This is a genomic window from uncultured Porphyromonas sp., assembly GCF_947254915.1.
Lineage (GTDB): Bacteria > Bacteroidota > Bacteroidia > Bacteroidales > Porphyromonadaceae > Porphyromonas.
Genome location: NZ_CAMYEZ010000137.1, coordinates 1 through 5,015, shown reverse-complemented (window position 1 = coordinate 5,015; position 5,015 = coordinate 1). Strand labels below are relative to the sequence as shown.

Sequence of the window (5,015 nt, the reverse complement as noted above, 5' to 3'; positions counted from 1 at the left end):
CTGCTCAGGGTTAGCCTCCGTGGGGCTAGAGATTATCGACGAAGCAACCTCCGAAGAGTGGCTCTTCGTACGAACCCGCAAAGCTTAATAGCGATTTACTAAACATTTACCTTGACCTAGCTTGATATGTCCGACACCCAGCCACTGATTACGTTGATAGTCACCTTTTATAATGAGGCGGCTTATCTTGATAATTGTTTGGCCTCGGTCGCATCGCAAGACTACCCCAATCTAGAGATCTTGCTGATGGACGATGCCTCGACAGATGCTTCGCCAGAAATAGCCCGCAGGTATGCAGCCGAGGATGCACGAATGCAGCTACACCGTATGGAGCATAATGGTGGAATAGCTCGTCTGCGCAATCGTGCCCTAGACCTAGCGCAAGGCGACTACATTGCTTGGATAGACGGGGATGACTGGATAGATCCCCACCATGTGTCAATGCTCTACGACGCTATAAGACAAGCGCCCACGCAGCCTGCCATCGTACTCTGTCCTATGCAAAGGCACTACGCCGATGGCTCAACAAAGGATCGGCGTGGTCTGCGGGTGCCTTACTTGACGACGCTCTCTTCGCAGGAAGCTTTGACCATAATGATGACTGGCGACAAGGTGTCTGGGCACTTTTGGAATAAGCTCTTTCCCCGTGAGCTGTTTGATAATGAGCGGATGCCCGAGGGTCGGGTCTTTGAGGACTACTACCTGCTGCCTAGACTAGTGGCTCGTGCAACCTGCTTGGTATGCACCGATCGCACGCTCTATCACTATCGACTGCACGCCACAAGCATCGTGCATGTGGCTAAGCCACAGAATGTCTACGACCTGCTCCTAGCTTGTCGTGACCGCATATTCTTCTTGCGCAACAACCCGTCACACCTCTCACCAGAAGTGGCGCACCGCTTGGAGATCTATCCGCTCAAGATGATCTACCGTGCGTACCATCGGCTAGCGCGTATGGATCACCCTGAGCGTCACGTCTATCTCTCCAAGATGGAGAAGGAGTTGCAAGACCTAGGGTTAAAGCCTCTCCGTGGCATACGCTACTCGTCGTATATGTTCCTCCTCTCTCTGCGCAAGCGCTATACCGAGTGGTGGCTTAGGAGAGTCAAGCCCCATTAGCCCGACTCCCCAGCGCACTTTCCTAAGTATATAGCAGGGCTGTCCACCCTTTTATTGTAAAGGAAAGAAACTCGGAGGAGGATTATACCCGCATTTTCTGTATCTTTGTACTGTTCAAGACACTTAACGGGAGGAGTCTCTCTACATTCATAGAACAGAGCCTTCCTCTCGTGACGATAAGCCTATTACAATGAGCGAACAAGAGAAAGACATGAAGACTGCACCACAGGAAAAAGGTGCTTACTCAGCCAGTAGCATACAAGTCCTCGAGGGACTAGAGGCAGTGCGCAAGCGCCCTGCTATGTATATCGGAGACATCAGCGAGAAGGGACTTCACCACCTTGTCTACGAGGTGGTCGACAACTCCATCGATGAGGCTCTAGCAGGCTACTGTACTGAGGTACTAGTTGAGATCCTAGCAGATAACTCTATACAAGTAACTGACAACGGTCGTGGTATCCCCGTTGACATGCACGCCAAGGAGGGCAAGAGTGCCCTAGAGGTGGTTATGACGGTGCTGCACGCTGGCGGTAAGTTTGATAAAGGCTCCTACAAGGTATCAGGAGGTCTCCACGGTGTGGGTGTATCCTGTGTCAATGCGCTCTCCGAGTCACTCATTGCCGAGGTGCATCGTGACGGCAAGATCTACCGCCAGGAGTATAGCCGAGGGAAACCTCTGACGGGCGTAGAGGTGGTCGGTGAGGCTTCGGATACAGGAACGCGCATTACCTTCAAGCCTGACGACACAATCTTTCGTGAGACAATATATAGTAGTGACACACTCTCTCACCGTTTGCGTGAGCTCTCCTATCTGAATGCTGGTCTACACCTCAAGCTCATTGACCATCGAGTACACGATGAGGAGGGACAGCCTAAGTCCTGGACCTTCTACTCAGAGGATGGACTGAGCGAGTTCGTCCGCTACGTGGATGGCGCTAAGGAGTCTCTCATTCACGATGTCATCCATCACACAACAGAGAAGCAGGGCGTACCCGTAGAGGTTGCGCTGACCTACAACACCTCCTATCAAGAGAACGTCTACACCTACGTCAATGACATTCACACCATTGAGGGCGGTACGCATTTAACTGGCTTCCGCCGTGGATTGACTCGCACGCTCAAGAAGTATGCGACCGACTCGCACCTCCTAGATAAGATCAAGGAGGAGATATCGGGCGATGACTTCCGTGAGGGCTTGACCGCTATCGTCAGTGTCAAGGTTGCTGAGCCACAGTTTGAGGGACAGACGAAGACAAAGCTCGGTAACAGCGAGATAGTCGGTGTCGTTGATGCCGCTGTCAACGAGGCGCTAGAGATCTACCTTGAGGAGCATCCTCTAGAGGCTAAGCTTATCGTAGACAAGGTCATCCTAGCTGCTCAGGCCCGTCATGCAGCACGCCGAGCTCGTGAGCTGGTACAACGTAAGTCACCTCTCACGGGTGGTGGACTACCAGGTAAGCTGGCAGACTGCTCAAGCAAAGATCCCAGCGAGTGCGAGCTATTCATCGTGGAGGGAGACTCCGCAGGTGGTACAGCCAAGCAGGGACGAGACAGCAAGTATCAGGCGATCCTCCCCTTGCGTGGTAAGATCCTCAACGTGGAGAAGGCTATGCAGCACCGCATCCTAGACAATGCTGAGATCAAGAATATCTACACAGCGCTCGGCGTGACTGTCGGTACAGAGGAAGACTCTAAGGCGCTCAACCTCTCCAAGCTTCGCTACCACAAGATCATCATCATGACCGATGCCGATGTCGACGGTGCGCACATTGCCACGCTGATTCTCACCTTCTTCTTCCGCAATATGCGTCCGCTCATCGAGAACGGCTACGTCTACATTGCCAATCCGCCCCTTTACCTCTGTAAGAAAGATCGCATTGAGGAGTATTGCTGGACAGATGACGAGAAGGCTAATTTCGTCACCAAGTATGGCAACGGACAGGAGAACCGAATTAAGATACAGCGCTACAAAGGTCTCGGAGAGATGAACGATATACAGCTCTGGGACACGACGATGAATCCGCAGACGCGTACCCTCCGCAAGGTGACCATAGACAACCTTGCCAGTGCCGACTCTGTCTTCTCTATGCTTATGAGCGAAGATGTTGAGCCACGACGCGAGTTCATTGAGGAGAACGCTACCTACGCCAACATTGACGCATAGCGCCTAACTATGAAGACCAAGCGTGTTGCCGCCCTAACGATGGTGCGCAATGATGACTTCTACCTGCGCAAGTGGACAACCTACTACGGGCGAGAGCTAGGCGAGGAGCATCTCTACATCTATCTAGATGGCAAGGATCAGCCCCTACCCGACTGGTGTCCTCAAGCCACAGTCGTGGCGGTAGATAAGATCCAAGGACAGGTAGTCTCTGCAGGGAAGGAGCGACTAGCTTTCCTCTCGGAGCGCGCCAAGGAGCTACTCACCATGGGAGGCTACGACCTCGTCATCGGAGTCGATGCAGACGAAATACTTGTCGTCGACCCGCTCGTTGGCATGAGACTCAAAGAGTACCTGAGCCAGATGCAGGTAGGCGTCTGCGTCTCAGGATTAGGCGTCGATGTAGGACAGCATCTTGAGAAAGAGAGCGACATCCGAGAGGATAGACCTTTCCTCCAGCAGCGTCACTACGCACGGCTATCGACACGCTACACCAAGCCTTGCGTCATCGCTCAGCCAGTCATCTGGGGATCGGGCTTTCACCGTGTCAAGGGGCACAACTTCACCATTGATCCGCAGCTCTACCTCTTTCACTTCGGCTACTTTGATATGAAGCGTATTGAGGCACGCTTTGCCGATCCCGACCGACGAGAGGCGGGCTGGACCAAGCATATCGCCAAGCGGTCGAAAACCATCCAGCAGGTGACCAACCATAAAGCTCGTTCGTGGGACTGTACGACTAGACTAGCCCGCAAGCTACAGACCTGTATACGTCCCCCCTATGCGTGGAACAAGCCCGCTATGCTGGGACTCTGTCTCATCGTTGAGATACCCGAGCGCTTTCACAACATAGTCTGAACCATATACATAGTCCATCTCTTATGCCCAAGATCTCCGTCATCATCCCCGTATACAATGTAGAGAAGTACCTGCGACGCTGTCTAGATAGCGTCCTAGCGCAGACCTTCACCGACTGGGAGGCTATCTGTGTCAATGATGGAAGCTCTGACAATAGTGCACAGATCCTAGCAGAGTATGCCGAGAGAGACCCACGCTTTAAGATTGTTACGAAGGCGAATGGAGGACTATCCGATGCCCGCAACGCAGGTATGGCCGTGGCTAAGGGAACTTTTATCAACTTCTTGGACTCAGACGATCTGATCCATCCTCAGACCTTTGAGATCGCCTATGCCCTAGTCGAGCAAGAGGAAGCAGACATTGTCACTTGGTACAAAGACCCACTCTTTCGGCCTCTTCTTCTTGTACGTCACGCACTAGGCTTTAACATTGATAATACGATGCCGCGCGGACTCAAGCGTCAATTTTCGCTAGACGAGGTCAAGTACTACACGACCGACGACATCTTCGCTCATGTCACGGAGTACAGCCATACGAGGATTGAGTACCCGATCAAGCACTTCTACGTGTGGCGCCACCTGCTTCGTAGGAGTTTAGTGCAGGATGTGCCCTTTCTCAAAGGGGTTATCTTCGAAGACTTCCCCTGGTGGAGCGAGGTGATCCTCAAGAATCCTCGGACGGTAATCACGGATCTGCCCTTTTACTACTACTTTCCCAATATAGGCTCCATAGACCGATCCTCTAGTCGGACCAAGAAGATTAAAAACTGGATCCAAGGCTTAGAGCACAGCTATCAGCTCTATGAGGAGCGAGCCACGCCTTACCAAAAAGAGCACTGGCAGCGTGAGTGCATGTGGGCTATGATCACCAATCGTAT

General features: G+C 52.5%; 4 protein-coding genes. All 4 read left to right on the top strand.

The window, feature by feature from the left end; genetic code table 11:
* The first annotated feature begins 126 nt into the window (after positions 1–126).
* Positions 127–1,119 carry a glycosyltransferase family 2 protein gene (locus tag Q0X57_RS07555; protein ID WP_297729790.1) on the top strand — a complete coding sequence of 331 codons (993 nt, stop codon included), beginning with the start codon at positions 127–129 and terminating at the stop codon, positions 1,117–1,119.
* A 190-nt stretch (positions 1,120–1,309) separates the two neighbouring features.
* Complete coding sequence (gyrB, locus tag Q0X57_RS07550) at positions 1,310–3,283, top strand: DNA topoisomerase (ATP-hydrolyzing) subunit B (protein WP_297729787.1); 1,974 nt, start codon at positions 1,310–1,312, stop codon at positions 3,281–3,283.
* 9 nt (positions 3,284–3,292) lie between these two features.
* Positions 3,293–4,138: a glycosyltransferase family 2 protein gene (locus Q0X57_RS07545; protein ID WP_297729784.1), complete on the top strand. Its 846-nt coding sequence runs from the start codon at positions 3,293–3,295 to the stop codon at positions 4,136–4,138.
* Positions 4,139–4,161: 23 nt separating this feature from the next.
* On the top strand, positions 4,162–5,015 hold an 854-nt coding region (locus Q0X57_RS07540; protein ID WP_297729781.1), incomplete at its 3' end, for a glycosyltransferase.

Coding starts and splice junctions, on each gene's coding strand:
- Q0X57_RS07555 (WP_297729790.1), top strand. CDS start 127: ATGTCCGACACCCAGCCACTGATTACGTTGATAGTCACCTTTTATAAT.
- gyrB (WP_297729787.1), top strand. CDS start 1,310: ATGAGCGAACAAGAGAAAGACATGAAGACTGCACCACAGGAAAAAGGT.
- Q0X57_RS07545 (WP_297729784.1), top strand. CDS start 3,293: ATGAAGACCAAGCGTGTTGCCGCCCTAACGATGGTGCGCAATGATGAC.